Here is a 25,774-nt window from a genome sequence, read left to right on the forward strand (position 1 = left end):
CAAAATAACTTAAACTAACCTAATGAAAAATCTAACAACCAAAACTAATTTAACTACTTTAAACGATCAGCAACGTAAAGCGGTTCTTTCCGAGTGCAATCGACTTCTTGTTTTAGCAGGAGCGGGTTCTGGAAAGACTAAAACATTACTTCATAGAATCAATTATTTAATAGATGATAAACTGGTTGATGCTAAAAACATTCTTGCAATAACGTTTACCAAAAACGCAGCCAATGAGATGCTTGATAGGATGATTCTTTCTGTGGATACATCTGGGTATTATGAAAAATTTCTCAAGACCAAAGGGATTTCTTTTGCTGAAAGACATCGAGAACGCCAAACCTATTTGAACAAATTTCCTTGGTTGAATCGATTAACCATAAAAACCATTCACAGTCTCTGTTATCAGATCATTAAGACTGATGGAGTTCATGTATTTGATAACAAATTTAAAATAGTTGCTGACCAAAAGACAGAAAGTGAGTTTCAAGGTAGTACTGCTGAAGAATCGGTTAGTGATATCATTGAAAAGGTTACTATCAACTTGTCAAAAAACAAGGAATTTCTTTTAAAGTTAAAGCGATACATTCTGGATTACTTTGTGGATTATATTCACGATCATCCAAAGCACAAAGAGTTTAGGCCAGAGGGGAAGTTTTTTACCAGTTTAAAAGGGGATAAAGTAAGATCTAAATCCGAACAATTTATAGCAGATTGGTTATACCGCAATAGTATAGAATATAAATATGAACCTGAAGTTAAGGTTAAGGAATATTCTTTTCATCCTGATTTCTTTATACCTCAGGCTAATGTGTATCTCGAGCATATAAGCAACAAAAGTTACCCATCTTTTTGGAAAGAGAGAAAAATGGATGATGCAGGTAAAACTTATGTAAAAACCTATGACGAAGCCACTCATAATTCCGCAGTATTTAATAGTGTATTGGATCGTGTTATTAAGGGAAAAATAAGTGATGATTTAAGTTCAGCAACGGTCTTGCATTATGATGAAGAGTTTTCAAATTTTAGAAGGGAAATAAAACGATTTTTTAGAGAGGTAAATGAAGTAAGGAATAAAATTGTTAATTCAGAAAAGTCTGTTGATCAAATTGTAGAGGAAGCTGCAAAAAGTGATTTTGAAAGAGTGCGAATGTTCTATGAGTTAGCTATTCCTATTATTAATGCGTTTGATGACTATTGCACGAATAGGTCCTATTTAGATTTTGATGGATTACTCACTAGGAGTATTCAATTGTTACAGGAGTATCCTCATATTAGAGAAAGATACCAAGAGCGGTATAAGCACATTCTGGTAGATGAGTTTCAGGATGTTAATAATTTACAAGTTAAACTTCTTCATTTGCTTACAAACAAAGAGGCACAACTATTTTGTGTTGGTGATGATTGGCAAAGTATTTATGGGTTTAGAGGGTCTGAAATTAGTTATATAGTAAATTTTAAAAAGCATTTTAATAATTCGGAACTGTTAACTCTTAACTTAAATTATCGAAGTACAGACCCGATTGTAAGTGCCTCAACAGAAGCTATTAAAAAAAATAAGTTTCAAATACCCAAAGAAATCAAAGCTGTAAAACGAGGCGGACAAAAAATTAAAGTTTTTTATGAGGAACAAGATGGGCAAACCAATTCTTTTATCTGGGAAACCATAGAAAAACACATAGCGGAGGGTGTCAACCCAGAAGACATATTAGTGCTTTATAGGAGGTCAGCCATGGCAACGGATTTAAAGCAAGCCCTCAAAAGCAGTGGCCATAAAATTCAGTTCAAAACCATTCATAGTGCCAAAGGATTAGAGGCCAAAGTGGTATTTATTTTAGGATTGCACTCTAATAAAGGAGGGTTTCCAGATCCATGGTTGCAAGATAAAATTTATCAGGTCATTAAACCAACAGATTATGATTACCTACTTGAGGAAGAACGTAGACTCTTTTATGTGGCTTTAACCAGGGCAGAAGACCATTTGTATTTAATTTCCCAGAAAGGTGCCGTTTCTGATTTTATAAGGGATATTCCAAGTGAATTTTTATATCAAAACGAATCCAAAAAAGATCTCGCCACCAATAGTATAGTTCTTTGTGTTAATTGTGATTCCAAACTAGAAGATCATTACAAGTTTTGTCCACAGTGTGGAGGCAAAATAGTTGATGAAAACATAGAGCCTCCATTATTAAATGAGAAACAAAGAATAGAAAAATTAATAAGTGTTTTACCCATTACCGATGTTGATGGAGACGAACAAAAGTTGAAAGCTAGAAAGAAAAACAAAAGAGCTTATGAGTCTTGGTCCGCGAAAGAAGATAATATTTTAAAGGAATGCTATGGAAATTTCTCGATAAAGCAATTGAGCAAGATTTTTGGGAGGAGTTTTCAAAGTATTAAATTAAGGATGAAATTTTTAGAATTAGAGTAGACGATTTTCGCCTTATGTTATGCCAATTATTTAAAGTTTAGAATGTTTATTTGATGCAAAGAGCCTATTACTCAAATACCATCCAAAATTTCTTAGTAGAAGACAATTCTAAAATTCTAGGGGAATTAGCGCTTCAACATACTCATGCTTTAGAAGATTTGCAGCGTAATGCCTGGATGGGACAAATCAAGGTTCTTAAAAACCAATTAATTGCTTTTCCTGAAGGTCAAGTTTATTTTGAGTTTGCCATTCCCAGAATGGGTAAAAGAGTGGATGTTATTGTTGTCATTAAGCATATAGTTTTCGTTATTGAGTTTAAGGTTGGCGATGCTTCTTATGGTAATCATGCCATCGAACAAGTCATTGATTATACCTTGGATTTAAAAAACTTTCATGAAGGAAGCCATAACATTCAACTCATTCCTGTTGTTGTTTCAACTCATGCCGAATCGTTTGTTAATAATCAAGAAGACATCGAAAATTACTATACGGCCGCCAAAACCAATTCGAGTAATTTGGGGGACTATATTAAAAATGTCATTAATCATACACAAGGAGAAATTATAAATCCTTTACAATGGGAAAGATCCATTTATAAACCAACACCAACCATTGTAGAGGCGGCTCAAGCCTTATATAAAGGTCATAATGTTCAAGAGATTTCTAGATCCGATGCCGGAGCCATTAATTTATCTAAAACAGCAGCTTGCCTAAATAGGGTGATTGAAGATGCCAAACGAAACCATAAAAAGACCATTTGTTTTGTGACTGGTGTTCCTGGTGCTGGAAAGACCTTGGCGGGTTTAAATATTGCTAATGAACGTATGAAGTCTGATGAGGATGAACATGCTGTTTTTCTATCTGGAAATGGTCCTTTAGTAACTGTTTTAAGGGAAGCTTTGACTAGGGATGAGGTGAAAACCTCAAGGCAAAATGGTGAAGTTTTGACCAAAAAGCAAGCAGCCATAAAGGCGAATGCCTTCATACAGAACATTCATCATTTTAGGGATGATAATTTGAAAACGGATAAAGCTCCTATAGAAAAAGTAGTTGTTTTTGATGAGGCGCAACGCGCTTGGACAAATGAGAAGGCTTCAAGCTTTATGAAGGTAAAAAAGGGAATTGCTGACTTTAATATGTCGGAGCCTGAGTTTTTAATAGACGTCATGAATCGACACGAAGATTGGTGCACTATTGTTTGTTTGATTGGTGGCGGACAGGAAATAAATACTGGAGAGGCTGGTCTTGAAGCTTGGATTCAAGCTTTGAAGGACCGCTATGCCGATTGGGATATTCATTTTTCGGATCTTATCATTGAAAATAATAATTACCTTAAGTTATCGGAAACAAAGGAATGGCTTTCAAAGCATGCCTTTAAGGAAAAGGATTTGCACTTAGCTGTTTCAGTAAGATCCTTCCGATCGGAGCAATTATCTAATTTTGTACATAGTGTTTTGGATCTAAGAATAGATCTAGCTAAAGAGCTTTATCAACAAATCAAAAACGCTTTTCCAATCGTAATAACTCGTGATTTAGAGGTTGCCAAAAACTGGTTGAGGGGAAAATCTAAAGGGTCTGAAAGAATCGGTTTGGTTGGATCTTCTGGAGCTAGAAGATTGCGCCCCCTTGGACTTGACGTAAAGAATGAAATAGATCCAGCTAATTGGTTTTTAGATGGTAAGGATGATGTTAGATCTTCCTATTTTCTTGAGGTTGTAGCTACCGAATTTGATATTCAAGGCTTGGAAATTGATTGGGTCTGTTTAACCTGGGGAGCTGACTTTTATTTGGGAAATAATCAATGGAATTATCAAAAGTTTAAAGGTGCCAAATGGCAAAACGTAAACCAAGAACTGGCAATGTCTTACTTAAAAAATGCTTATCGGGTCCTATTAACCCGGGCGCGTCAGGGCATGGTTATTTTTATTCCTGAAGGGTCTGAATTGGACCATACTCGACCTAAAACCTTTTATGATGGCACTTATTCCTACTTAACTGGATTGGGTATTCCTGAGTTGAAAGCTAAAATGTTTGAAGATCGAAAGATTAATATTGCTAGAGATCAAGAAAAGCCAAAACCAAAAATAAATCGCCCAATAGTTACTTCGAAAAGAACTATTCCTAATCAAATAAAACTAAATTTGAGCAATTCTGAAGGTAAAGAAAGATTGAAAATTGGTAAGTTGGTAAGAACTTCCATGAGTTACTTGATCAAAAATGACTTGCTCACCGAAAATGATCTTTATTTACTTCAACAAGAAAGTTATTCGAAGCAAACCTTCCACCTTCAATTCCCTCTGTTAAGAAAAGCCTTGTCCACCGATCCAGATAATATTCTAAGGTACTGGAAGGGAAAAGTCGAAATCAAGGGGAGGCTATTCTTTATTTGCTCAGAATGGTATGAGCAACCCAATAATAATGACCGTCCTTATTTTGAGGCTTGGTATCGTAATAAGACTAAGGTTTGAAAGCAAGATTGTTTTTAATTGCACTTTAAAGTGTCAAAATCTATATGTAATTGTGTTGAGCCCTGATTATCAACAGTCACCCACTTGAAATTTTTTAATACATAAGAATTGCCGCCATCCAGTTCTACCCATTCATCAATGCCTCTTGCCCCATTTTTTAAATCGTCATTGGGTGTAAATCCTATTGGAGCAACAAAGTATCTGTTTCTCGAAAGATATGTACACTTATTAGTTTCCACCATTTCCGTCGCTTCTGCTTGCTTGAGTAATTTTGATTTTGTTAAAGTTGGAAGCGTTTGATATACTTGTGTTGGGGACAATGATGAGCAACTATTAAAAAAAATAGTTATAATTAAAATCCCTAGAAGTAATTTTGATCTTTTTTTCATGATTGTTAAGTGAAATTATGATTTAAGATATAGCTAAAGTTTAACGTTTAGTATTTGTAAAGAAGCCGTTTTGGGGGTATCAAACTTTTCAAACCATTACGTTGTTGAAGCGAGCTCCTATAGTTGATTTGCTACTATTTTGCCTATTATTTATATACATTATAAGGGGCTAGTCTTTCTTTTTAATTAGTATTTTTCTGATAATTCTAAAGTATCAATATCAAACCACTGATAGTAAATATTGATGCCAAGTTTTTCTCTCAAGTGTTTAAAGTATGATATGACTTCCTTCATATCATAATGTTTTTGAGTTATGACTACAAGTTGTTTAGCATTGTCAACATTAGGCCAAAATGAATATTCAAATAGTTGTCCAATAGCTTCTCTAATACTTGATTTGACAGAGTTGTATGTTTTAATTTCATAAAAAATAAGTCCTTCATCTTTTGAATTTACAACAATATCAACTTTGTTTGTTCCAATTCCACTAGGGTGTTCTGCTTTAACGTTTAAAGTACCATATTTTTCCTTAAGTACTTTTGTCAAATGTATACTTATTGCTTTATGTAAGTAGGTTATTTCGATTGTCTTTGGTTCTCTTTTGTATTTTGTTTTTTCTACCCCGTCTGTTTCTTCTGAATTTCCATTTTCTTCGTAAGGATTGAATGAAAAAGATCCAGGACTTTCATATTTTAGGTCTATATCAAATTCTTCCTTGAAGTATGAAAAATTATACCGTGACAACTTAATTATTGGATGATTTGAAGCAAGTTCATAGTATGGGTCATTGACTTTTAAATCCTTGGGTTTATACCTAACATTAAATAAGTCAACGCCTTCCCAGTCAGAAAATCCTCTATTATTTGCTCCAGACTCTACTATCTGTTCCTCCATTTCTTTCAACCATCCTCTTTGCTTATATATAGATTTAATCGAATTTGCTTCTTCTTGATTTATAACCTCAAGATTAGAAATCTCACCAACCCAATATCTTCTTTTACTTACTCCATCAATTGTGTACAGCCAAACACTAAATATCTTATCGAGATAAGCCTCCTGTTGTTTTCTTATTGGTTCTAAAAATCCGTAATGGTATCCATCAATAAGCTTGCTTGTGTCAAACAACCATTCCTCATGACCGTAGCCATAATTTGCTTCATGCGAATCCTTATGGCTACTTTTTCCATATCGTCCTGACGGCATAACCCAACCATTTGAGTTAAAAGCTAACCTGGAAATTCTTTTTTCGTTTGGATAGTCCTTCTTTATTCCCCACTCTTCATATATGTCTTCTTTAAGTTTTACCCAACCAGTCATTGGAAAACTAAAATCTTTGGGTTTTTCATATGTAACTTTGGCTTCGACTTTTACCTTATAACTAATAAAATATCCTTTATCTTTTGCTTTCTGAAAATAATTCTGATTTGAGACATCCTTAAATTTTTTTATTACCTCACTTTTTGATTCATAAGAAAACCTCACAACCTTAGAAACTTTAGTTTTCCAAACTATTCTTTTCTGGACAGAATCGTACCAATAAAGTGTGTCACCTTCAAGAAGTTCTTTATAAGGAAACAATTGTTTTTGCCACATATTAAACCAATCATGCCTTTCAAATTCTTTTGAATCATTTGGTAGCTCAAAATTTCTACTTGTTATATATTCCATATTCGAAGGTTTTCGATATTGTCAGGCTCCTGGTTACCCCTAGCGGTCTCGGCTATGAGTAATTGCGCGGGTCAGCGATTAACTTTGCAAGGATACACCAATCTGAAAATCCGCGAGGATTTTCAGAAGTAGGCGAGAACAAGCAATTACTTATAGCCATTGTTGGGCTTAGTTATTTTGCGATATTATATTTAATGAATTTTTTCAAATCTTTAGGTATATCTAATCTTGAACCCAATATTTCTACAGCATTAGACTTACTTAAGTTAATATTCATTTTTAATTTTTGTTCGCCTTTTGCTTTTGCAGAATTAACATTTTCCATTAACTCATTAATAAATGCAATTAAAAACCAAATTTCAAACTTGCCTCGCAAATGAATTTTGTCTTTTCTAATTAGTTTAATCTGTCTGTATATTTTTTTAATCTCTTTCCAGCATTCAGTAGTATCGACATTACCTGTCTTATTGTTTAAATAAGTCAATAACCTCGTTCCTTGAGGTTCTTGTAATCTATTAATTTTCAAATCTTGGTCAAATGAAAATATATGTGATAGATTTACTTTTGATAAAGGAATATTATTGCCTTTACTTCTGTGATAGATTATCCAAGAACTCAAAATCTGCATTTGTTGACAGAAAACTTTATGTTCTTTCTTAAACGTTTTGATTATTCCTTTTATAGTTTCGGTATCTGTAATATGTAACAATTCGGTCAAAATTCTTTTTAAGATTTTTACATTGACTAAATAGTTTTCTATAGAATAATATTTCGTTACAAAAATATTGTCATCAGTAACAAAGCTCAATCCTAAAATGTCTGAATAGTCCTTGTCAACAAAAAATAAGACTTTATTTTTATTATATGTGTTCCAATTTATTTTTTTGTAATTATCATAAACACCACTTTTATTTTTACAATTGTAGAAATAAAGCTCATATTTTTTTCCTGCAATATTTTTAATGAAGTTAGTATAAAATGAAGGGTCATCATTTCCTTCTATGAATAAATGAAGTGCCTTATCTGTACTTTTATATTCTTGTAAGAAACGAATATAAGATGTGATTGGTGATGCTCCAGCATCTTTTAATGTCTGTAAAAAACTCATAATGAATTAGAATTTTGTTTCAAATTCATTTAAGCCGTGTGCATATTTTTCTAGATTATTCTCAAAAATAAATGGCGAGTGAGTTACAGCAATTAATCCTAAACATTTATCATTATTTGCAATATCAGTTAAAAACCTTTTTTGCCAAGAAACAGATAGCGATAATTCGGGCTCATCAATGACTACTAAATAATTTTTGGATTTTGACAAATATATGTGACTGAAAAGAGAAACAATTTGCTTTTCTCCTGATGAAAGATTACTAAATTCTATCGGTTTTTGAAAGTCAATCTTTTTATTTTTAAATGGACGAATAAGTATCTTAAAATTCACATAGTCGTATAAAAATACTTTATTTGATGAATAGTCATTACAAATCCTAATGAACTCTGTAATATCCCTTTCATCATCTTCAAGTTTGGAATAAATCGTTGTTAACTTGTAAATAAAGTATGCAAGTATTTTATTTTCTTCTTTTTCGATATTTCCGCCTTTCCTAATATCACTTACAAATTGATTTAATTTTTTCTTTTCGTTATTAGATAAAACGTCTTCATCTATTCTGTCAAAAATTCTTTCAAGGGATTCAGGTGTAAGAGATTCAATTTGATTGTATGTTATTTTCGAGTAATTTTTATTAATTACGTCTTTTAAATAACCACCTGTTAGATTAGTTTTTAGGTTTGAGTTAAAATCTTCTCTTAAGTCACTAAGTTTACGATTGACCTTATCTACAACATCCTCCATTCCAAATTCTACAAGTTCAACAAAACCACTTTCTCTTTCATTTCTTAGCATTCGAAATTTTTTTCTACGATAAGAGTTTAATTCCTCTTTTAAATCGGGTAAGATATTGCTTAAGTCTTGTTCGATTCTTCTATACGTTGGAAGATATAATATTTGGGTGTTAATTAATGATGATAGAAGCTGTTCTTTTTCTCTAAGAGTATTTTCAAAAAGATTTATTTGTTCTCTTTCTGCAAATCTGCTAATTTCTACTATCAAACTTTTAGGTAATCTGTAATCATCAGCTAAAAATTCAAGTTTTTCAAAGTCATTTGCAAAATCTGTGAAATCTTGATTGTGTAAAAAGGCATTTACTCTTTCTCTGACCGCAGGATTGTATCTTCTTAGTAATCTATTTAGTTTATCTGAATTTAGAATATCGATTTCATTTTTTTCTAGTCTTATTGAATTATTAGCCGTTTCAATTTCAACTGCGAAAAAATCATATTTTAATAGTTTAGTCCACTGACGACTTATGAAAAAGTAAATTATATTTACAATGGTAGTTTTACCAGCTCCATTCTCAGCAACTAAAATCAAGCGATTATTTTGCAGATTTATTTCATAATCTTTTTCTCCAAAAAGTTTCTCAATTCTAATAGTATTAATTTCAGTCATTATGTTTCTTTATAATTAAGCCCAACGGTCTCGGCTATGAGTAGTTGCGTGGTTTAGCACTTAACTTTGCAAGTACGCACCAAACTGAAAATCCGCAAGGATTTTCAGAAATAGGCGAGAACAAGCAATTACTTATAGCCATTGTTGTAGGTAGTTTTTATCTTCTTATATTTTTTCTTTGTCTTGTCCATCTGTCTACATCACTAATTTTTATTTTATTTCTGTCCAGAGTAATATAATATTGCTTTCGGTTTTCATCTTCGTAAACTTGAGTTAATTCCAATAAAGAACCTCTGATGTAATTCTCAATTTTTTGAGAAGTCCAATCCAAGTCAAAATGTTTAGATATTCTTTTTAAAACACTTTCTGCTTTTTCTAGGCTGTCTAAATTTGATGAAAAATTCTCTAATATTGGAATCAGTTCTTTTATAAATGCATCTCGTTTTTTTTTATTTTCAAATGCTTCTATTATTTCTTTTCTTAATCTACTTGGAACTTCACTATTTCTATCTCGCTTTATTTCTACAGATATATTTCTGTCAGAATTAATCGGGATTCGAATTCGAACATCTTGTTTTTTTCCGTCTATTAGATATTTAGTTTTTTTATCGATATGAACATCTGTTGAGCTTTTGTCCCAATTTTTTTCTTCTTTTGCGCCCCATTTGTGGTCGTCAATAATGAGTGATTGATTATTAATTAATGGTCTTAAACTCATTATTTTCGTTTAGTTTTAATCGTTTTTAATATTCCGCTTCCAAATTCTTTAACATTGCCAGCAAGTTTTAAATGTGGACTAGGTATTTTGTTTATTATCGTATCTAATTTCCCAATTGCTGAATTTACGTTCTGTTCGTTCAATTCACTCACTTTTATTCTCTCGACAATTTGAATATGTGGATCTAGACTTGGAATTCCTTTCACAAATAGGCGATAAATGTATCCTATTTCCATTACTTGACTGTTTTGAAAATAGCCCTTCTTTCCGATTGTGTTTTTGTAAGGTTCAACTTGAACAATGAAGTCAGATTTCCCTATTCCAGATTTATACCCTTTATCAAATTCGGCTTGTTTTTCTGTTCTTATTCTTTTAAGTATTTGGTTTTTCTCTTTTTCAAAGTCAATTTCTTGATTTTTAAGAGCCTCTATATTTTTTCGCTTAAGATTATTAAATAAAATTAGAACAATTAATATCCAAATTAATGAAGTAACAATTATTGCAATTAGTAATTCTATTGTCATTTAATATTCAGATATTTTTAAGTTTCGTTAAATTACCTACAACGGTTTGGCTATGATTCCGTTGCGAGGAAATTCGGTAGAATTTCGGAGTAGGAATCAAGCCAAGTTAAAGGTAACGATTTTTGGTTTATCGCCATAGCAAGCAAAGGATTATAGCCGTTCTTAGCTACTGTTCTTTCCACCTTTTTTCCATTAACGCAATTTGTTCGTCCGATATGTCTGGTTTAGTTTCCTTAATCAACTTCATGAACTTTTCATAGAGTTCTTTTGGAGGTTTTCTACCGCAACAATATGTCATCATTTCTTGTGCAGTTTTGTCAAATTCAATCTGCAATTCGGTTCTCTTTTTCAAAATTCTATCCTGAATTTCAATTAGGATTTCGGCTAATTCCGATGAATAAAAGTAAACAGATACATGAGCCATATCGAATTCCTTATTGTCGTTAAATTCTTTAAGAGTTATTTTTAAATCGCTAATCTTACTATAAAATCTATAAATCTCATCTATTATTTTTGATGACATGTACAGCATATTATTGGAGATTTCCTCATGATATTTTGTAACCGATTTGTCAAATTTTTCAACCGCATTGTTGATGCAATCTTTATCTACGCAAGTTCCTGAAAGAGAAACATGCAGTTGTTGAACATCGAATAAAATTTTGGAAAGAGATGCGTAAACAGCTTTTTCTTGGTTTTTTATTTCGCTATCCGCGTTAAACTTCTTATCTAATTCTTTTTCTTTACTCTTTGATTTAAGGTTATAGTAGTTATTCAACCAGACCAACACTATTGGCAAGAGGAAACCACTTAAAATAGTCACTACTATTTCAGGTTTGGTTTTGATAAGTTCAATAAAATCGTCCATTTTTTTTCAGAATTGTAGCTAACGTGTGTGTAAACACACCTGGTGTGTTTATTTTTATTATATAATTACCATGTTGTTGTTTATCCAATAAATTCGGGATAAAAACAACTGCTATTATTGTTCTTAGAGGAGAGAGATTAAATCTATAAAATTGCCTTAAAACTTGAAAGAATTTTCTTGAAAATATTAATAGATAAAATAAATTTCGAACTAAAAAATGCGGGTTCCCGTAAGCTAAATAAGTTTAGATGCTTTTAAAAAGCTATGCTAATTAAGCATTTCAATGGATTTAATGATATTGAAATTTCTATATTCATTTATTTTTGGATCAAATAATTCCTGTTGGATAAATTCCATCTTGACATCCTTATTCTTGGTCTCATTGAAATTATATTGAATGTTTGTGCCTGAGTTTGAAACAAAAGTTAACCAATAAAACTTTGAAGTCTTCCCTTGATTATCCTCAACCGTAAAAATGACAAAATCTTCACTTGAAATATTTCTGATTTTTCCTTCGATAATCATGGGTTCATAAATTTCAGCATTATCATCATCGTCCACTTTTAATGATGCTAATCTTTGTATTGACTCTGGACAGGAAATAAGCATTTCAACGCCTATGATTCTTCCTAATTCTTCCCCTTGTTCATCTATCTTTCGGATATCAATATTGTAATCTCTTAATAATTCATCACCATACTTTGCAGCTTCATTTAGCATGCAAAGACCAATATTCTCATTATCCATTTTTTCATCTGGAAGATTTTGAATGCATTCACAAGCATGGTCTACTATCTTTTTCATATATTTTTTTTGAGCATTCAATGTGGTAGATAGGAAACAGATTAATAAGAAGGTAAGTGTCTTGTTCATTTTGATTAAATATTATTTATTGTTGGGTTAATTATTGTTTGTGCATTTATAATTTATCTAATACAAATCGCATCAGATGGATTATCAAAAAAACTTATAAAAAAGCTAATTTCTGTTCTAGTTGAGGAGTGGATAAAACTAAAAATTTAATTGAATGAGTGAAAGAAATTTCTTGAAAATTTTCCCCTGCGAAAGTTTTGGATTTTTCCATTTTGATATCTCAAAACCTTTCCCTAAATTGCTTGATATTGAATGTTTAACCACAACATCAAATTCGTTTTTTCTGCACGGGACTTGTGTTTGCTACCTAAAAAAAACGACATAAGGTGATGGTTTTTGAGTGAATTGTAAAATTATCTTGACTTCGCTCATAACGAGAGGCTCACTGGTTCAAGTCCAGTCCCCGCTAATAGCATTGAAAGCTGATAAATTTATGGTTTAGGGTTGCCAAACCGTTTTTTTGTTCCCGATTTTAAAAACTTAAAACTTGAATTGAGAAGGTGTATGCTTCGAAATTTGGGGTTTATTTCTGGTTAAAGTAAAAGGTTTGATATTCTGATTCATCCGGAGGACCAGGAGTGACCTGAATGTTTGGTTTTCCAGTTAATGTCATGATTGTGGATGCAAAGGTAAACCCACGTCCATTGTTTGTTCGGCATACCGGAGAATATTTATTGTCTTTAGAGCTTAGGCCTTCTTTGATGATGGTATCTTTAATGGCGAAATTACTTTTCATTCTATTTGACAATGCATCATGCCTTAGTTGGCTGTCCAGTGCCATCATTTCTAATGCTCTATCAACCTCGGGGCCTTCCAAGTTGATTTTTTTGACATCATCATTTACAATTGGTTCGTTGGCATGAAAAATGGTTCCGTTTTTATTTTTGGGATCATACCTAACTACTTTATTAGCTGAAGCTTCAAAGTCATAAATTTGATCCTTTATTCCTATGATATAATTTTGTCCTGAAGCATGGGGAACGTTTTGTATAAAGGATAAAATATCTTCTGGATCGGTGGTGTTGAGAATCTTTCTAATCATAAAGCTTACCGGTAACCCAGAAGATGATGATTTTAACCTGATTAAAGTGTTGACACACACGCCAATACCATTTTCATTTAAACCATTTAAGGAGAGTAATCCTGGGTGAGTTAATATCAATTGTTCTGGACGATTTTTAGTTCTGCTTAACCTCATAAGTACTTGAAATTTATCGGTGTATGCCTTTAGATCCATGTTTTGGGCAACATAGGCTGGTTGCCCGTTTATGGATGGAACACCTACCCCAGTGCAGTGATGATTTTTTGAATCAAAGTCATAGACCCAAAATTCATCCATTAAGTTTAACGCCAGAAGATCCTTAAAAGATTGTCCGGAACCATCAGCAATACCTTTAATTTCATCATTTAATTCTGGAGTCCATTTTTTGATGGCTTCGTCAAATTTTGCGTAGGCTAAAAAATCGGATATCAATTCATCCGCTGTTTTATCCCCTTTCCCTATCAAACTCCTTTTCCAAACAGCTAAAATATCAGCTATTTCTTTTTGAAAATGTTTGCCATGTTGAAAACCTAATTGATAACCTTCTCCGTCAAAAGTAACCGTTTTTAAGGTCCTTTTTTCCTTTTGTCCAAAGCAAGTAGCAGTTATAATAGTAATACAGAGTAAAAGGATGAAATGTTTCATGATGTATTGATTTAGTTTTGGAGGTTGATCTCAACCCATGAGACTCTGCGTCCAAAATTGATGATTTATTATAGTAGAAATCGAATCCGTAAACTTGACGGATGAAAAACAATACTGTTAATTGCTCCTAGTGAGGTTCTTAAATATAAAAAATTAATTTGATTTTTTGAAAGAATTTTCTTGAAAATTTATGTTGAAAACAGTTAGGTAATTCTTGTAAGATTATATTTTATGGTTTGAATTAACCTAACTAATCAACATGAATAATTATTTTTTTAAACATCGCAATGAATCTCTTTTTTCTGTTAAATTATGGAAATGGTGAATTTGATTAATTGAATCTCTCTCTTTTAAGTCTTGTTCTTAACAGTTAAAAAAATCCACCCGCTAAAATTAGTTTTGAATTTGTCCGAGTTTTTGTTTTATTCATAATTTAGGATAGAATGAAGGTTCAAGTCAATTAAATTGCCTTACCACGATTTCTAAAACTTCAAAGATGCTTTACATTTTAAAAAATAATTTTTTTATCTCCTGCATATTGGTTTTTATCATGGGATGCAGTGTAGGTCTAGATGGAGATAATGTGATTTCTATAAAAGTGACCGTTATTGATGAACAAACGAAAGATCCTGTTTCTGGGGCTAAAGTTGCCTTACTTGGGGTGAATAAAATAGAATATGGAGTTGGAGGAAGAGAAACTATTATTGGATATCGTCCATGTAATAGTAAAGGAGAAATTATTTTTAATTTATTATCATATGACGCTTCAAGAGTTGATATTGTCAAAGCTGAAAAGTTCGGATATGGTTCCGCTCAGGTTCAGTACAATTTAGAAAAGGAATTGGTGATTCATCTATGACTTGTTACTTACTTATTAAGTGGGAAATGGTAGACAATGGATGGGCCAATCTTAAGTTTCATAGTTTAAATTTTGATAATTTTATTTCAATAATTTTATTAAAATGGTGAAACTAAATTTTTCAATTTTGATATCTCAAAACCTTTGCCTAAATTGCTTGATATTGAATGTTTAACCACAACATCAAATTCGTTTTTGCTGCACACGTTTTGTGTTCACTATCGAAAAAAATAACGGGATAAATAGTTGGTTTTGAGTTAGTTGTAAAATAATTTTAGCTTCGCTCATAACCCGAAGGTCACTGGTTCGAGTCCAGTTCCCGCTACAAATGACAAAGTCGCAGTATTAAACGGTTTGGAGCTTCCAAACCGTTTTTTTTATGCTTAATTTTACGGAGCTCTTAGAGCGTGAATACGAAAATGAATACGAAAGTGAATACGATTTGTCATTGAAGCAGAAATTTTCCACCCCCAAAATCTATACGGGAAAAGGTGACATCAAAAAGAGATGGTATGTCTATTTTTCCTTTGCCGACCCAGAGACTGGAAAACTGAAAAGACAAAAACCTATCTATGGGTCTGCCAACAAGTATAAAACCAAAGAAGAACGTTTGGCCGTACTTACAGTTTACCAAAAACTTACCTTGAAATTATTGAATCAAGGGTGTACGTCTTCAAACTAATTTGGACACTAGGGCCATATGATAATTGTAAAATGTTAACACTCAATGGGCTATTGGCTAAATCATTTTAAGAATATTATAACAGTCCAAAGCCCCTTGTTTTCTTGGTATTTAAATAACTTAGGACTTCTTAAGTAAAACATCATGAAAAAAATAAAAATAGGTCAAACAGACCTGCAGGTTGCTCCCATAAATTTGGGAGGCAATGTGTTTGGCTGGACCCTTAATGAAAAAGAATCCTTCCTCATTTTAGATGCCTTTGTAGATCAAGGCTTTAATTTTATCGATACCGCCGATATGTATTCCTATTGGGTAGATGGTAAAGGAGGCGGACAGTCTGAAACCATTTTTGGTAAATGGATGAAAGAGAGAAAAAATAGGCAACAGGTCATTATGGCCACCAAGGTGGGAGGAGAAACGGGTATACACCCTAAAGACACCAGTAAAAAACACATTTTACAGGCGGTAGATCAATCCTTAACACGCTTGAAAACCGACTATATCGATTTGTATTACACCCACTTTGATGATGAGGTAACACCAGTTGAGGAAACCCTGGAAGCTTATCAAGAAATCATACGGGCTGGGAAGGTAAGGTATATTGCGGCTTCCAATTTATCCCCAGAAAGAATACACGACTCCTTTCAAGCCTCAGAGAAATATGGTTTGCCCAAATACCAGGCACTACAACCGCATTACAATTTATTGGAAAGGGATTTTGAATCCAGATACCGACCCCTAGCAGAACAATACGGACTTATGGTGTTTCCTTATTGGTCATTGGCCTCGGGATTTTTAACGGGTAAATACCGTTCAGAAGCAGATTTGGAAAAAAGTCCGCGTGGTGGTAGTGTTAAAAAGTACCTGAATGATAAAGGACTCGCCATACTTGAATCTCTTGATACGGTTTCAAACAAACATCAAACCACTCCAGCAACCGTGTCTTTGGCTTGGTTGTTGGCTCAGCCTACCATTGGGGCTCCTATAGCTAGTGCCACCAGTCAATCTCAGTTAAAAACATTGTTTGAAGCACCGCTTTTGAATTTGGATGCCGAAGATTTGGAACTGTTGGATAAGGCCAGTAGTCCTGTGAATACCATCAATTCCTAAATCTGTAAAAGTACCATCACTATTATGAATCAAATAGAATTTGGTCTGGGCATGTTTGGAGATCTTTCATTCGACAGGCATACCAATCAAGCCCAACCCCCAAAAGAGCGTTTAGCTCAAATGCTTGAGCAAATAAAATTGGCAGATGAATTGGGTTTGGATGCCTTGGTTATTGGGGAGCACCACCGTCCAGATTACGCAGTGGCCTCTCCAGAAATTGTCTTGGCAGCCATGGCTTCTGTGACCAAACATATCAAGTTAAGTAGTGGGGTTACGGTTTTAAGTTCCTCCGATCCCGTAAAGGTATACCAGGATTTTGCAACGCTCGATCTGCTTTCAGATGGGCGGGCAGAGATATGTGCCGGTCGGGGTAGTTTTATAGAATCCTTCCCCTTGTTTGGGTATGATTTAAAGGACTATCACGCCTTGTTTGAAGAAAAACTACTGTTGCTTTTGAAGCTTAATGCCGAGGAAACGGTGACTTGGCAGGGAAATTTTAGGGCATCCTTGCATGAGCAAACCATTTATCCCAGACCCGAAAAACCTTTACCTATTTGGGTAGCTGTAGGAGGCACGCCAGAGTCAGTATATAGAGCTGCCAAATTAGGATTGCCTATTATTTTTGCCATCATTGGTGGCATGCCACAACAGTTTAAACCCTTGATAGATTTTTACAAGCAGGAGTATGAAAATCATGGTCATGATATGGGCTCTATGCAAATAGGTGTGCATTCACATACCTATTTGACGGCTTCAAGAGAGGATTTGCTCGCTGAGTATTTTCCGCTTTATGCAGCACAAATGGATCGGGTTGGGAAAAGTAGAGGTTGGTCACCTTATACCCAAGCGCAGTTTGAAGGAGGAATATCTCCCGAAGGCGCTCTTTTTATGGGAGAACCCAATCAAGTAGTAGATAAAATATTAAGTATTATAGAAATGTTTGGCTTAACTAGATATGTGGCCCATATTGATGTGGGCGGGCCTGCACATAAAGATTTAATGAAGGCCATAGAATTGTTTGGAACCAAAGTGGTTCCAGAAATAAGAAAATCACTAAAACAACAATAAAGATGACAGTTAAAGCATATGGCGCACATGCCAAGGATAAAGAATTAGAACCGGTTCAAATTGAACGCCGAGGGTTAAAGCCCACAGATGTTCATATAGATATTTTGTATTGTGGTGTTTGTCACAGTGATATACACACTGCCCGCAGTGAATGGGGACCAGCCAAATATCCGGTGGTTCCTGGACATGAGATTATAGGAAGGGTAACTGCAGTAGGTAACGAGGTGACGCGTCACAAGGAAGGTGATTTGGTGGGTGTAGGTTGTATGGTGGATTCCTGTAGAACCTGTCATTCCTGTCAAGATGATTTGGAGCAATACTGTGAAACTGGAGCTACGTTTACCTATAACAGTCACGACCCACATACCGGCGGACATACTTATGGCGGGTATTCGGAAAGCGTGGTGGTAGATGAGGCCTTTGTACTAAGCATTCCAGAAAGTTTGGATACTGCCAAGGTAGCACCTCTATTGTGTGCTGGTATTACCACTTGGTCGCCATTAAAGCATTGGAATGTGAAAAAAGGAGATAAAGTAGGGGTTATTGGTTTAGGCGGATTGGGCCATATGGGAATCAAGTTTGCCCATGCCTTGGGTGCCCACACAGTGATGATCACTAGGTCTCCAGACAAAGCAGGTGATGCTGAAGCTTTGGGAGCCGATGAGGTACTTATAAGCACCGATGCCAAACAAATGAAAGAACATGCCAATTCCTTTGACTTTTTATTGAATACGGTTCCTGTTGATCATGATGTGAATCCGTATTTGGGATTGATGAAACGGGATACAACCATGGCCATGGTGGGTGCCATTGAACCCCTTTCTAAAGTGCATGGTGGAGCGCTTATTTCAAAACGTAAAAATATAGCAGGTTCCATGATAGGAGGGATTAAGGAAACCCAAGAGATGTTAGATTTTTGTGGGGAGCACCAAGTGTTACCCGATGTAGAAATGATAGATATTCAAGAGGTGAATAAAGCCTGGGAGCGTGTGGTTGATGCCGATGTCAAATACCGCTTTGTCATTGATATGGCATCTCTTAAGAAATAAATCAAATAGAAAAGCAGAAGGTTACTTCTGCTTTTTTTATTCTTGAACTTCTGCCAAATATAGAGCATTTTGGTCAGGGTCTTTGAAATGGGCCAGTCTGATGTAACCATCCTTTTCAACATTAAAGATAATACCTTTGGCGGTTAATTCAGCGACCGTTTCGTCAAAGTTGGTAACCCCAAGCCCGATACTCAGATTATCACCTATTTGGGTGTTTTCTTTGGTAGGGTGCAGACCCAAAATCACATTGGCGGCTTGTACTTCGGCATAATGGTCACCCCAATGATTCAATAGAGGTAATCCCAAAACTTCCGCATAAAACTGAATACTTTGATCCATTTGGGATATCATGATGTTGATTCGGGTGGCTTTTAAAGTTTTCATGTCTTGAGGTTTTAAGTTAAGACTAAGGTTTTTTCATAATTGAAATCGTGATGTTCTTCAGAATGGATATAGCCAAACTGGTTAGTGACCATCTTGGTTCCGGAAATTTCAAAATCCCTTTGGTTGCCATGGCTGTGTCCATAAATCCAATATTGAATGTTGTTTTTGGAGATGAATTCGGTTTTATCGGTACAAAAGGCTTCACTCAACAAGTTGCCCTTAAATTCAGGGAGGTGGCATTGGGTGCTGGGTAAATGATGGGTAACCACTACCTTTTTTCCCTTCTTTTCAACTTCGTCCGAAATAAACTCAAAGGACTTATTATGTAGTTTATTGAAATGGTGCATGTAAAATTGACCGCCTTTATAAATGATGTTTCTAAAATCAATCATGCCGTTAATCACTTCATACATCTGCTTGCTGATATGCGACCACATGGTTGAAAAAATAAAGGTATAATCTTCTATTTGTAATGAGGTATTATTTAGCAACGTGACATTGGGGGCAATGTTCTTTACAATAGGATATAAAGCATAAGCGGCATCATAACCACCGTAAAATTCATGGTTCCCAGGAATGAGAAAGACCTCTTTAAAATCCTGAGATGCTTGTTTGATAAAGTCTAGTTTGCCGTAGTTTCGGTTTAAAAAGTAGGTGTCACCAGCAATGATTAAAATATCTCCCTTTGGTATAATGGGATGCTTTTTAAACCACTCACGGTTCTCTTTTAATTCCAGGTGTAAATCTGAACAAACTTGTATGGTCATTTGCTGTCAGGTTGGTGGTAAAGTTACAACATCCATTTCATCAAACTTGGAGATACACCTAGCTTTTTAAGCTTCTTTGAATTGTTACCTTTGCATCATGAACGATAATTTTGTCAATGAGTTTTTCGGAATCGGGATTCAAAACGGGAAAACCCCAGAGAATTTAGGGGTGTTATGGCGGTCTGCCCAAAATATGGGAGCCAGTTTTATATTTACTATAGGAAACCGATATGCCAAACAGGCTTGTGATACCCACAATGCGGTCAAGTCTATGCCTTATTTTCATTACGATAACTTTGAAGAGTTTTACAACAACTTACCAAAGGGAGCAAGACTGGTAGGTGTGGAATTAACTGAGGATGCCGAACCATTGGAAACCTTTCACCATCCAAGACGTTGTGTTTACTTATTGGGAGCAGAAGATCACGGTCTTTCCAAGAAGGCGATTGAGAAAAGCCATCATTTGGTAAAGTTCACTTCTCAACTTAGCCTCAATGTATCTGTTGCCGGAAGTATCGTCATGTATGACCGTGGAATAGCAAAGCCTCGTTCCTAAGATTTTACAATCTCGATTTCAGGTCTCTCAAAGCTTTTACAAAATCGGATACAATGTGTCCTTGATTGTGGTGATGTCCTTTAAACGTGATCCACTCCCCAGCAACCATGGTACCCAAAATATGAGACACATCACTAGCATACACTATGGTATTGCATATATGTTTTATATTGGTAGCCGCCATAAGAGCCGAATTGGCATCAAAGATCACTGTGTTAAAAGGTTGCCCAATTTCAAAAAAGGATTCATGTGAGCGCCCCATGGCTTGTTTTCCGGCTTTGTAGGCCATAGTGATGGCATTCAAACCACTGTCCCCATGGTAGGGTAGGTAAAAGGTGTTGCGCTTATGGGTCGTTAAACGCTGGCCATAATCTAGAAGACGTAATTCTTCCATCGGACTGATTCCTATATGGCTATCGGTGCCGATACTCCATGACCCGTTAAGTGCTTTGTAGTCGTGAAATCTAAACAGACCGTCTCCTAAGTTTCCTTCCGTAGTAGGGCACAAAACCACATGAGCGCCAGAGGTGGCAATCCCCTTAACTTCATCATCATTTAAATGGGTGGCGTGCACCAAATGATAGTTGGGGTTTAGGTCCATGTTATTCATTAGCCATTCAACAGGGCGCTGTTGGTAAAAGGCTTTACAGTCTTCAATCTCTTTAATTTGTTCTGAAACATGAATGTGAAATGGGCGGTTATTGCCAAAGTTTCTGCCCACCTGTATGATGTCTTCACCGGTTACGGCTCTCAAGGAATGAATCCCCAAGCCAACTTTTGCTTGGTCATAATATGGTGCTGCTTTTTCACTGCTTTCCAACAAGCGATAGTAGTCCTCAATGGTCTTTGAAATAAATCGCTTCTGTTTGCTTTCAGCTTCTTTTCCAAAGCCTCCTTTTTGATAGAACATAGGAACCAAAGTTATTTGGATTCCTGCTGTTTTAGCCGCGGAAATTAAACGGGAACCAAGTTCAGCTAAGTTGCTGTAAGGATTTCCATCAGGGTCGTGGTGTACATAATGAAATTCGGCTACCGAGGTGTATCCATGTCTCAACATCTCGCTATACAGCATGGTGGCAATGGCTTCCAGATGTTCAGGCGATACTTGCAATGCCAAGTCATACATGGCCGATCTCCAGCTCCAAAAATCATCAGGTTGCCCGCTACCTTCATGTAATTCGGCCAACCCTGCCATAGCATATTGAAAGGCATGTGAATGGGCATTTTGAAATCCCGGTAAGGCAAAACCATTAATGTTTTCGGCTTGGGCCAAGTCATCTTGTTTGATAGAAAGGACGCAACCGTTCTCATCTAAGGTTACTACAGCGTTGTTCAACCAACCGGTTTCTGTTAAAAGCGCGTTGAATCGATAGGCTTTGCTCATTAGGAAAGGGTATTTATTAGGTTCTCAAAAAGGGATTTTAAAACAAGTCGCATCTGTTCGGCACGCTCGGGATGGTATTGGGTCTCGGAATCATCCATATAATTCGTCTTGGCCATTTCCAATTGCAATGCGTGGATGTTTTCTGAAGGCTTTCCAAAACTTCTAGTAATGTGCCCCCCTTTAAATGGGTGGTTGTGCTTGAAGTTGAAGGAGTGGGAATCCAAAATACTGATGGCTGAATCAATAAGTGCTTTGGAAGCGGATGTTTCGTCGTTGTCTCCCAAAATTAAATCTGGAAAAGGGGCTTCCTGTATACCAGGCACTACTTTTCTTATGGAATGCGCATCAAAAAGAAGGGCTTTTCCAAATTGCGATTTGGTTTCATTTAAAAGCTCTGAAACTTTTTGGTGATATGGCAAAAAATACTGCTGTAATCTATTTTCGATTTCTTGCTCCGTTGGCGTTTCATCTTTATATAAAGAATCGCCATTAAAATTGGTGGTTGGTACCAAGCCCGTAATCACACGGCCATCATTATACAAAGGCTTGCTATTTGGATCACGGTTTAAGTCGATAACCCATCGGTTGTATCGAGCGGTTATCATCGTGATGCCCAAAGCAGGGGCAAAATCGTATAACTGATCTATAAACCAATCGGTATCGTCTGGATTTGATACGACTTCTGGTTTTAATTGCTTTTTCACGTCGTCTGGAAACAGGGTTCCAGAGTGTGGTGAACTTAATATAATAGGAACTTTTTTGGCTGTAGGTTCAATAATGTTGTATACCATGTGCTGGTTGTAAAATTAGTCTGTAGTTACAAAAGTACAAGTTATCTCTTTACCTTGATGCAAGTAAACCGTTAAGGTTGTACCTTTGCCAAAATTGAAACGGACAAAGATGGGGCATAAAGCAGGTTTTGTGAATATTATAGGGAACCCCAATGTGGGTAAATCTACATTGATGAATGCTTTTGTAGGTGAAAAATTATCGATTATTACTTCTAAAGCTCAGACCACGAGACATCGTATTTTGGGCATTGTCAATGGCGAGGATTTTCAAGTGATATTCAGTGATACCCCGGGAATTATCAAACCAGCTTATGAGCTTCAAGAAAGTATGATGGACTTTGTTAAGTCTGCTCTAGAGGATGCCGATGTGTTGGTTTATATGGTTGAGATAGGGGAGAAGGAGTTAAAGGATGAAGCATTTTTTAATCGTATTGTACACTCAAAAATTCCTGTTTTATTGTTGTTAAACAAAATTGATACTTCCAATCAAGAGCAACTGGAAGCCCAAGTGGAACTGTGGAAAGAGAAAGTGCCAAATGCCGAAATTATTCCTGTGTCTGCTTTGGAAGGGTTTAATGTAGAAACCGTTTTTACTAGGATTGTTGAATTGTTACCAGACTCACCTCCATTTTATCCAAAAGATCAATTGACTGATAAGCCTGAACGATTTTTTGTTAATGAAACGATTAGGGAGAAAATATTACTGCATTATAAAAAGGAAATCCCTTATTCTGTTGAGGTTGAAACCGAATCCTTTGTGGAGGAGGAAGAGATTATCAGAATCCAGTCAGTCATCATGGTTGAGCGTGATACTCAAAAAGGGATTATTATTGGACATAAAGGTTCGGCCTTAAAAAGAGTAGGTGTAGAATCCAGAAAGGATTTGGAAGCTTTCTTCGGGAAACAGGTTCATTTAGAGCTGTTTGTCAAGGTGAATAAAAATTGGAGAAGCAATCCAAATCAACTAAGAAGGTTCGGATACAATCAAAAGTAAGCATCTGTATTACAGTAAATGTTCCTGCTTCAAGACGTCGTTCATAAAATCATGCAATTGATGCATTTGCTCTTTGCCTGAATGTCTTCCCATTCTACCCAATAAATAGAGGGTTACCCATGCTATAATCATCAAAAACATGATGGTGAGCTGTACCACAAATGGTAATTCTAAAGTCCAGTTAGAGTAAGCCCAAATTCCAAAAACGATAAAAAGACCAGCCACGATAAAATGAAGAAACATAAACATGGTCCATATGGTTGGGTTGGGGCCAAACAAACCATGAACCGTACAGTTGTCTTGATCTTTGGGCAACACTTCCAAATGCAATTGGGGAGACCAATAATGTTGTTCTGCTTTTGGTATTCTAATAAAAACATGGTTGTCTATTCGTGAAACCACAAAATTCTTTTGATGGCCTTTGGTTTGTTCAAAAGCCTTGAGTATGGTTTGGTTTGATCTCGATAATTCTAATTGAAATCGGGGTCTTAAAACAATGTCATTGGATAAAGCCATAAAAGAAGCTGATAATCTGCAGAAAAATAGTATTTTTTCTTCAGATTGTAAACACTACCTTTGCAAACAATTCTAAGATTATGAGTAGTATCGTTGCTATAGTAGGACGTCCCAATGTCGGTAAGTCTACATTTTTTAATAGGTTGATCAAACGTCGTGAAGCCATTGTTGATGCCGTAAGCGGCGTGACTAGAGATCGCCATTACGGAAAAAGTGATTGGAACGGACGTGAATTTACTGTGATAGATACCGGAGGGTACGTTGTAGGTAGTGATGATGTTTTTGAAGCCGAGATTGATAAACAGGTAGAATTGGCTATTGATGAAGCCGATGTTATCATTTTTATGGTGGACGTAGAAGCTGGTGTTACTGGTATGGATGAGGACGTCGCCAAAATATTAAGAAAGGTAGAAAAACCTGTATTCTTAGCCATTAATAAAGTAGATAATGCTGCTAGGGTGCATGATGCTTTAGAATTCTACTCTTTAGGATTAGGGGAATATTATACCATTGCAAGTATCAACGGAAGTGGAACTGGAGAATTACTTGATGCTGTAGTTGAGTCCTTGCCAGAAAAAGAAGAAAGAGAAGAAGAGGAGTTGCCACGATTTGCCGTGGTAGGACGTCCCAACGCCGGTAAATCTTCTTTTATTAATGCCTTAATTGGCGAAGACCGTTATATCGTTACCGATATTGCCGGAACTACTAGGGATTCTATAGATACCAAATACAACCGTTTTGGTTTTGAATTCAACTTGGTGGATACTGCCGGAATCAGAAGAAAATCAAAGGTTAAAGAAGATTTAGAGTTCTATTCGGTGATGCGAAGTATACGGGCTATTGAGCACTGTGATGTGTGCTTGCTTGTCCTGGATGCTACAAGAGGCTTTGATGGTCAAGTTCAAAACATCTTTTGGTTGGCAGAACGTAACCGAAAAGGGATTGTTATCTTGGTGAATAAATGGGACCTTGTAGAAAAGGATAATAAAACCCTTAAAGATTTTGAAAAGCAAATAAGACAAGAAATAGCGCCTTTTACAGATGTGCCTATTGTCTTTATCTCAGTGTTGAACAAACAGCGTATTTTTAAAGCTATTGAAACTGCTGTAGAAGTATTTCAAAATAGGAGCAAAAAGATAAAAACTAGAGAGTTGAATGATGTTATGCTTCCTATTATTCAAAACAATCCACCACCGGCATATAAAGGGAAATACGTCAAAATTAAATTTATCACGCAATTGCCTACACCACAACCGCAATTTGCGTTTTTCTGCAACCTTCCACAATATGTAAAGGATCCTTATAAACGCTTTTTAGAAAATAAATTACGGGAACATTTTGATTTTCATGGAGTTCCGGTAACCGTATATATGCGTAAAAAATAGGATTTAATAGGTGCTAACTCATTGAATTTTAAGGAAAGTTTAGGTTTTTTTTAAGAAGTTTCATACGATTACTAAGCTATTTTCGTTCTCT

At 35.4% G+C, this 25,774-nt stretch carries 24 protein-coding genes and 1 tRNA gene; 11 read left to right on the forward strand and 14 right to left on the reverse strand.

The genetic code is table 11. The features are described from left to right. The first annotated feature begins 22 nt into the window (after positions 1–22). Together GZ212_RS13140 and GZ212_RS13145 are read left to right on the forward strand one after the other, a co-directional pair. Positions 23–2,431 carry a UvrD-helicase domain-containing protein gene (locus GZ212_RS13140; RefSeq protein WP_166961113.1) on the forward strand — a complete coding sequence of 803 codons (2,409 nt, stop codon included), beginning with the start codon at positions 23–25 and terminating at the stop codon, positions 2,429–2,431. 53 nt (positions 2,432–2,484) lie between these two features. Beyond that, positions 2,485–4,899 carry a DUF2075 domain-containing protein gene (locus tag GZ212_RS13145; RefSeq protein ID WP_166961116.1) on the forward strand — a complete coding sequence of 805 codons (2,415 nt, stop codon included), beginning with the start codon at positions 2,485–2,487 and terminating at the stop codon, positions 4,897–4,899. A 14-nt stretch (positions 4,900–4,913) separates the two neighbouring features. On the opposite strand, the gene GZ212_RS13150 is transcribed toward GZ212_RS13145, so the two are convergent. From GZ212_RS13150 to GZ212_RS13190, 9 genes are all read right to left on the reverse strand, one after another. Next, positions 4,914–5,288 carry a hypothetical protein gene (locus GZ212_RS13150; RefSeq protein WP_166961119.1) on the reverse strand — a complete coding sequence of 125 codons (375 nt, stop codon included), beginning with the start codon at positions 5,286–5,288 and terminating at the stop codon, positions 4,914–4,916. 186 nt (positions 5,289–5,474) lie between these two features. Beyond that, positions 5,475–6,956 (reverse strand): hypothetical protein, encoded by a 1,482-nt coding sequence (locus tag GZ212_RS13155; protein ID WP_166961122.1) that lies wholly within the window; start codon positions 6,954–6,956, stop codon positions 5,475–5,477. Positions 6,957–7,128: 172 nt separating this feature from the next. Next, positions 7,129–8,064 (reverse strand): DUF4435 domain-containing protein, encoded by a 936-nt coding sequence (locus GZ212_RS13160; protein ID WP_166961126.1) that lies wholly within the window; start codon positions 8,062–8,064, stop codon positions 7,129–7,131. A 6-nt stretch (positions 8,065–8,070) separates the two neighbouring features. Next, entirely contained in the window at positions 8,071–9,468 is a 1,398-nt protein-coding gene (locus GZ212_RS13165; protein ID WP_166961129.1) for an AAA family ATPase, read from the reverse strand. A gap of 157 nt (positions 9,469–9,625) precedes the next feature. Further along, positions 9,626–10,186, reverse strand: coding sequence for a hypothetical protein (locus GZ212_RS13170; protein WP_166961132.1), 561 nt, complete (start codon positions 10,184–10,186; stop codon positions 9,626–9,628). Beyond that, positions 10,186–10,710: a hypothetical protein gene (locus GZ212_RS13175; protein ID WP_166961134.1), complete on the reverse strand. Its 525-nt coding sequence runs from the start codon at positions 10,708–10,710 to the stop codon at positions 10,186–10,188. The genes GZ212_RS13170 and GZ212_RS13175 overlap by 1 nt, the downstream gene beginning before the upstream one ends. A gap of 166 nt (positions 10,711–10,876) precedes the next feature. Continuing rightward, the gene (locus GZ212_RS13180; protein WP_166961137.1) at positions 10,877–11,578 is read right to left on the reverse strand and encodes a hypothetical protein; all 702 of its coding nucleotides are present in this window, start codon (positions 11,576–11,578) and stop codon (positions 10,877–10,879) included. A 267-nt stretch (positions 11,579–11,845) separates the two neighbouring features. Further along, complete coding sequence (locus GZ212_RS13185; RefSeq protein WP_166961140.1) at positions 11,846–12,382, reverse strand: hypothetical protein; 537 nt, start codon at positions 12,380–12,382, stop codon at positions 11,846–11,848. Positions 12,383–12,974: 592 nt separating this feature from the next. After that, positions 12,975–14,138, reverse strand: coding sequence for a C45 family peptidase (locus GZ212_RS13190; RefSeq protein ID WP_166961143.1), 1,164 nt, complete (start codon positions 14,136–14,138; stop codon positions 12,975–12,977). Positions 14,139–14,634: 496 nt separating this feature from the next. Between GZ212_RS13190 and GZ212_RS13195 the strand changes: the two genes are divergently transcribed. The 6 genes from GZ212_RS13195 to GZ212_RS13220 all read left to right on the forward strand — a co-directional run bounded on the left by GZ212_RS13195 (position 14,635) and on the right by GZ212_RS13220 (position 18,906). Then, positions 14,635–14,997, forward strand: a complete 363-nt coding sequence (locus GZ212_RS13195) for a hypothetical protein (RefSeq protein ID WP_166961146.1) — start codon at positions 14,635–14,637, stop codon at positions 14,995–14,997. A 232-nt stretch (positions 14,998–15,229) separates the two neighbouring features. Continuing rightward, positions 15,230–15,322 (forward strand) — tRNA-OTHER (locus GZ212_RS13200). A gap of 54 nt (positions 15,323–15,376) precedes the next feature. Further along, positions 15,377–15,679 (forward strand): hypothetical protein, encoded by a 303-nt coding sequence (locus GZ212_RS13205; RefSeq protein ID WP_166961149.1) that lies wholly within the window; start codon positions 15,377–15,379, stop codon positions 15,677–15,679. Positions 15,680–15,823: 144 nt separating this feature from the next. Continuing rightward, positions 15,824–16,789: an aldo/keto reductase gene (locus tag GZ212_RS13210; protein WP_166961152.1), complete on the forward strand. Its 966-nt coding sequence runs from the start codon at positions 15,824–15,826 to the stop codon at positions 16,787–16,789. A 33-nt stretch (positions 16,790–16,822) separates the two neighbouring features. Then, a complete protein-coding gene (locus GZ212_RS13215) occupies positions 16,823–17,857 on the forward strand; it encodes an Atu2307/SP_0267 family LLM class monooxygenase (protein ID WP_166961338.1) in 1,035 nt (344 codons plus the stop codon). A 2-nt stretch (positions 17,858–17,859) separates the two neighbouring features. Then, positions 17,860–18,906 (forward strand): NAD(P)-dependent alcohol dehydrogenase, encoded by a 1,047-nt coding sequence (locus GZ212_RS13220; RefSeq protein ID WP_166961155.1) that lies wholly within the window; start codon positions 17,860–17,862, stop codon positions 18,904–18,906. Between the two features lie 36 nt (positions 18,907–18,942). Here the strand turns inward: GZ212_RS13220 and GZ212_RS13225 are convergent, their stop codons facing one another. Together GZ212_RS13225 and GZ212_RS13230 are read right to left on the reverse strand one after the other, a co-directional pair. Next, positions 18,943–19,290: a VOC family protein gene (locus tag GZ212_RS13225; protein WP_166961157.1), complete on the reverse strand. Its 348-nt coding sequence runs from the start codon at positions 19,288–19,290 to the stop codon at positions 18,943–18,945. Between the two features lie 11 nt (positions 19,291–19,301). Beyond that, on the reverse strand, positions 19,302–20,057 hold the full coding sequence (locus tag GZ212_RS13230; RefSeq protein ID WP_166961160.1) for a metallophosphoesterase: 756 nt from the start codon (positions 20,055–20,057) through the stop codon (positions 19,302–19,304). A 97-nt stretch (positions 20,058–20,154) separates the two neighbouring features. Between GZ212_RS13230 and GZ212_RS13235 the strand changes: the two genes are divergently transcribed. Beyond that, positions 20,155–20,613 carry an RNA methyltransferase gene (locus tag GZ212_RS13235; protein ID WP_166961163.1) on the forward strand — a complete coding sequence of 153 codons (459 nt, stop codon included), beginning with the start codon at positions 20,155–20,157 and terminating at the stop codon, positions 20,611–20,613. A gap of 4 nt (positions 20,614–20,617) precedes the next feature. Here GZ212_RS13235 and hutF read toward each other — a convergent pair whose 3' ends face one another. Together hutF and GZ212_RS13245 are read right to left on the reverse strand one after the other, a co-directional pair. Next, a complete protein-coding gene (gene hutF / locus GZ212_RS13240) occupies positions 20,618–21,997 on the reverse strand; it encodes a formimidoylglutamate deiminase (RefSeq protein ID WP_166961165.1) in 1,380 nt (459 codons plus the stop codon). Beyond that, complete coding sequence (locus tag GZ212_RS13245; RefSeq protein ID WP_166961169.1) at positions 21,997–22,788, reverse strand: N-formylglutamate amidohydrolase; 792 nt, start codon at positions 22,786–22,788, stop codon at positions 21,997–21,999. The genes hutF and GZ212_RS13245 overlap by 1 nt, the downstream gene beginning before the upstream one ends. Positions 22,789–22,897: 109 nt before the next feature. Here GZ212_RS13245 and era point away from each other — a divergent pair, with 109 nt between their 5' ends. After that, positions 22,898–23,782 carry a GTPase Era gene (gene era / locus GZ212_RS13250; RefSeq protein ID WP_053970208.1) on the forward strand — a complete coding sequence of 295 codons (885 nt, stop codon included), beginning with the start codon at positions 22,898–22,900 and terminating at the stop codon, positions 23,780–23,782. A 9-nt stretch (positions 23,783–23,791) separates the two neighbouring features. On the opposite strand, the gene GZ212_RS13255 is transcribed toward era, so the two are convergent. After that, positions 23,792–24,298 (reverse strand): GTP-binding protein, encoded by a 507-nt coding sequence (locus GZ212_RS13255; protein ID WP_166961171.1) that lies wholly within the window; start codon positions 24,296–24,298, stop codon positions 23,792–23,794. An 80-nt stretch (positions 24,299–24,378) separates the two neighbouring features. Here GZ212_RS13255 and der point away from each other — a divergent pair, with 80 nt between their 5' ends. Then, a complete protein-coding gene (gene der, locus GZ212_RS13260) occupies positions 24,379–25,683 on the forward strand; it encodes a ribosome biogenesis GTPase Der (RefSeq protein ID WP_166961174.1) in 1,305 nt (434 codons plus the stop codon). Positions 25,684–25,774 lie beyond the last annotated feature (91 nt).

Source organism: Mangrovimonas sp. CR14, from assembly GCF_011764015.1.
GTDB classification, from domain to species: domain Bacteria; phylum Bacteroidota; class Bacteroidia; order Flavobacteriales; family Flavobacteriaceae; genus Mangrovimonas; species Mangrovimonas futianensis.